Below are 4,186 nucleotides of genomic sequence, written 5' to 3' on the forward strand. Positions count from 1 at the left end.
CGGCTCCCACCGCCGGCCGGGGAGCGGCAGCCGCCGCCGGGCCGGACCGATTCCCCTTCCTTGAAGGGGCGTTCGAGCCCGTCACCGAGGAGCTGACCGCCTTCGACCTGCCGGTCACCGGACGTATCCCCCGTGATCTTGACGGCCGTTACCTGCGTACGGGGCCCAACGTCCTCGGCCTGGAGGACCCCCGGGCACACCACTGGATGCTCGGCGAGGGGATGGTGCACGGTGTGCGCCTGCGCGGCGGGCGCGCCGAGTGGTACCGCAACCGGTGGGTCAGGTCCGCCGGCGTCTCGGCGAAGCTGGGCGAGCGCTACCCCGGGCCCAGTCCCGTCCCGGAGGACGACTTCGCGTGCAACACCCATGTGATCCCGTACAAGGGGCGGATCCTGGCGATGCAGGAGAGCGGCCCGGCGCCGTACGAACTCGACGGCGACCTGAACACCCTGCGGCCGTACGACTTCCGCGGCTCGCTGGAGGGCGCGTTCACCGCCCACACCAAGTTCGACGCGAGGGCCGACGAGCTGCACGCGATCACGTACTACCCGACGTGGGACCACGTACGGCATCTTGTCGTGGACCACACGGGACGGGTGGCGCGGACCACGAGGATCCCGGTGGCCGACAGCCCGATGATGCATGACTTCGCACTGACCGAGAAGCACGTGGTGATCTTCGACGTGCCGGTGACCTTCGACCTGGCGGCGGCCGAACGAGGGGACGCGGTCCCGTACATCTGGAACGACAAGCACCCGGCGAGGGTCGGCGTGCTGCCGAGGAACGCCCCGAACGCGTCGGCGATCCGCTGGTTCGAGATGGATCCCACCTACTACTCGCACACACTGAACGCGTACGACGAAGGCAACTCCGTGGTCGTCGATCTCGTCACCATGCCCGCGCCCTTCTACGCGGCGGGCCGGGGCAGCGACGGCCCCACCGCACTCGGCACCCCCAGCCTGGAGCGCTGGACGGTGAACCTGGCGCGGGGACAGGTGAAGACGCGGGTCATCGACGACCGGCCGCAGGAATTCCCGCGTGTGAACGAGTCGTTGGTGTCGCGGCGGCACCGGTACGCGTACACGGCGGGGGCGGCCGCGATGTGGCAGGCGTACCTGACGGCCGACGGCGTACCGCCGGACCGCTCGTTCACCAACGTCCTCGTCAAGCACGACCTGCTGCGCGACAGCACCCAGGTGCACCGCTTCCCGAAGGACGCGGCGGTCGGCGAGGCGGTGTTCGTACCGTCGGAGAAGCACAGCGCGGAGGACGACGGCTACACACTGGCTTACGCCCACGACCCGGAACGCGGCGCCGCCGACCTGGTGATCCTCTCGGCCCAGGACTTCACGGCCGAACCACTGGCCCGCATCCACCTGCCGGGCCGGGTACCGCTGGGCTTCCACGGCAGTTGGGTCCCGAGCTGACGGACCCCGAACTTACGGGCCCCGGCTCAGAGCAGATCGGTGAGATCAGGGCCGCGGCCGTCGATCGCGTCGGGCGTCTCGACACCGTAGCCCTCGGCCCGTCCGAAATAGGTCGGGTCGCCCTGCCCGGCCACCGCACCGAGGAGCGAGTCAAGGGCTCGCAGCGCCGCTGCCAGACGAGGAGCGTTGCGTTCCTGGACGTCCGGATGAGGGGCGCCGGCGAAGTCGAAGTAGCCCCACACATCGTGGAACACCGCGACTTCCGCCCACAGATGGCGCGTATCGGGGGACACCGTGAGCACGACGAGGTCGCGCTCGCGGTGTCCCCCGCCCTGCGCGTCGAGCCATGTCCCGGTGCCCGAAACGGTGATGACACCGACCTCGGCACCCGGAAAGCCCAGCGGGCGGCTCTCTCCGATCCGCCGCGCGAGGTCCGCCTCATCGAGACGACCCGTCACCGGAAGACGGGTGATCACGCCGACCCCGCCGACACCGTGAACCATCCAGTGCCACTCAAGGCTGCTGGGCTCCAGCAGACCGTGCTCCCGAAGCAGAGCGGACATCCGTGCGGCCGTCATCAGCGCGGATTCGAGACCGGGAGCCGCGAAGTCATCGAGTTCCCACTCCCAGGAGGCACATTCCTCAGGGGCACGCATCAAACGACAAACCTATTTCTCGCTCTTGCGCCAATCCTTCGTGGGCTGGCCGCTCTCGTCCCAGCGGCGGTCCTCCAGCATGGTCAACCCGTCGTCGGCGAATACGCGCTCCGAGGCGAGTGTGCCGTTCTCATGCCACTCTCTCGACACACCGACAGGACGGCCCGCACGGGCTGTCGCCTCGGAGCGGAGCGTTCCGTCCTTGTACCACTCGCGGCTCGGGCCGTTCTGGACCCCTGCCGCGTAGGAATCCAGGCTGACGACCGCTCCCCCCAGACGCTCCTCGACCTCACCGGTGAACAACTCTCCCCGGTAAAGCAGCCGCTGCGCCTGGTCCATGTCGACCTCGGGGTCGTCGATATCGATCCGTGTTACCTCGGCCATCAGGGGATCCAATTGTCGTCGGTCGGCGGATTGCCGGTGAACCTGCCGTGCAGGCTGTCCACGCCATCCAGCATATGGTTGCAGTTCGCGCAGAAGGCCGCAGGGCGTCCGGGGAGCTCGGTCTTCATGTGCGACAGATAGGGGAACTCGACCGACGCGCGGAGTTCGGCGAGCGCCGACTCCCCGTCCGGAAGCCCCAGCTTCTTCCGCTCCCACAGCAGTTCGTTGGCAGCCTTGACTTCGGCGTGTCCCAGCGGATGGTCCGGAGCAGGCGGCCCGGATTCCATGAGCGCCTCGTACCTCGCGGCAATGGTCGGGTGAAGACGATCAGCGGGAATGATGTTGTCGAACTTCCCATTGATTCCCTCGAAGATCATCCCCGTCTTCAGGTCCATGACCGAACCGACACAGGCTCCGACCTGCTTTCTGGGGAAGAGACCCAATTCCTTGGCCTCCTTGTACGCGGCACCACGCTGGAAGGAGAGGTCCTTGAGGAAGTGATCGACACTGCGACCGTCGACATGCGTGATCAGATCATTCCCATCCCGGCGCAGCAGCCTCTCCGGGACCTGGCCGAGGAACTTCTCGCCAGGACCGGGGAGCGGGAGGGGATGGTCACCGATCTGGATCGGTTCCGCGTCGCGCCGTGCGATGTCGTCCGCGACCGATCCCCCTGGCTCGCGAATGTCCCGGTCACCGTGGTGCGCGCCGCTGTCGTTGTGATCGTGAGACGTGCCATCGGTGTCATGGCCGCCCGGGCTGGAATCGTGGTTTCCCTGACCGTCGTGACCGCCACCGTCGTGACCGCCACCGCTGTCATGGCCGCCTCCGCCACCGTCGTGACCGCCACCGCTGTCATGGCCGCCTCCGGGACCGTCGTGGCTACCGCCGCCACCGTCGTGTCCGCCACCTGAGCCGTCGTGGCCGCCGCCGCTGCCGCCGTCGTTGTGGCCGCCGGTGGGGGGCTCGTGGCTGGCGGACGGGCCGTGGGCGAGGTCGTCCGCGTGGCCGCCCGGCAGGTTGTCGCCCGCATGGCCGCCAGGGAGGTTGTCGCCGACATGGCCGGGGAGGTTGTCGCCCACCTGGCCGGTGGGCAGGTCGTCGCCTACGCGGCCGACGTCGCCCAGGCTGTCGCCGAGGTGGACGACATGGCCCGCGTTGTCCGCGACGTGGGCGCCCGCTCCGACCAGGACCGGTTCCCTGACAGGTGAGTCGATGTGGGGCTGGTCGGCGCCGGAGGCCGGATCGGTGTTCGGGGTTGGTTCCCTGGGCGCGTTGTCGGCGCTGTCCAGGATGTTGCCCTGCTCGTCGAGGTAGTTGCCCTCGCCGTCGAAGTACCGGGCCGGCGCGCCGGGCTCGGTCGGCAGCTTCGTGGCGCTCTCGGGAAGGGCCGGGACGCCGTCGGGGATCTTGACTGTGCCGTCCGGGAGCTTCAGCGCGCCCTCGGGGATCGGCGCGCCGTCCGGCAGGTGCAGGGTGCCGTCGGGGAGTTTGAACGAGCCGTCCGGGATCTTGATCGCATCAGCCGGGAGTGTGGGGATGTCGATGTTGCCGATGCCGCGCAGGCCCTTGCTGATGTCACCGATCTTCGAGAGACCCGCCCCCGCGCCCTTGGCGATGTAGGTCATCGGGTCGATGATCTTGCCGGCCTTGCCCGCGACCGACAGTGCCTTCGCGATGGCGCCCGCCTTGCCCGCGCCCGCCGCAGCTCCGCCCGCA

Annotated in this window: 3 protein-coding genes and 1 pseudogene; 1 reads left to right on the forward strand and 3 read right to left on the reverse strand. The window is 68.9% G+C overall.

The window, feature by feature from the left end; translation table 11 throughout:
• Positions 1 to 1,427, forward strand: a 1,427-nt coding sequence (locus QR77_RS03125) for a carotenoid oxygenase family protein (protein ID WP_063798150.1), incomplete at its 5' end; no start/stop codon positions are given.
• A 26-nt stretch (positions 1,428 to 1,453) separates the two neighbouring features.
• Here QR77_RS03125 and QR77_RS03130 read toward each other — a convergent pair.
• The 3 genes and pseudogenes from QR77_RS03130 to QR77_RS47705 all read right to left on the reverse strand — a co-directional run.
• Positions 1,454 to 2,083 (reverse strand): hypothetical protein, encoded by a 630-nt coding sequence (locus QR77_RS03130; RefSeq protein WP_040019537.1) that lies wholly within the window; start codon positions 2,081 to 2,083, stop codon positions 1,454 to 1,456.
• 12 nt (positions 2,084 to 2,095) lie between these two features.
• The gene (locus QR77_RS03135) at positions 2,096 to 2,467 is read right to left on the reverse strand and encodes a hypothetical protein (RefSeq protein WP_040019539.1); all 372 of its coding nucleotides are present in this window, start codon (positions 2,465 to 2,467) and stop codon (positions 2,096 to 2,098) included.
• Positions 2,467 to 4,186 (reverse strand): annotated as a pseudogene (locus tag QR77_RS47705) (YwqJ-related putative deaminase); the annotation flags it as partial. The pseudogene QR77_RS47705 and the gene QR77_RS03135, both read right to left, overlap by 1 nt.

The sequence above is a fragment of the Streptomyces sp. 150FB genome, from assembly GCF_000818195.1.
In the GTDB taxonomy this organism is placed as follows: Bacteria; Actinomycetota; Actinomycetes; order Streptomycetales; family Streptomycetaceae; genus Streptomyces.

Coding starts and splice junctions, on each gene's coding strand:
- QR77_RS03130 (WP_040019537.1), bottom strand. CDS start 2,083: ATGCGTGCCCCTGAGGAATGTGCCTCCTGGGAGTGGGAACTCGATGAC.
- QR77_RS03135 (WP_040019539.1), bottom strand. CDS start 2,467: ATGGCCGAGGTAACACGGATCGATATCGACGACCCCGAGGTCGACATG.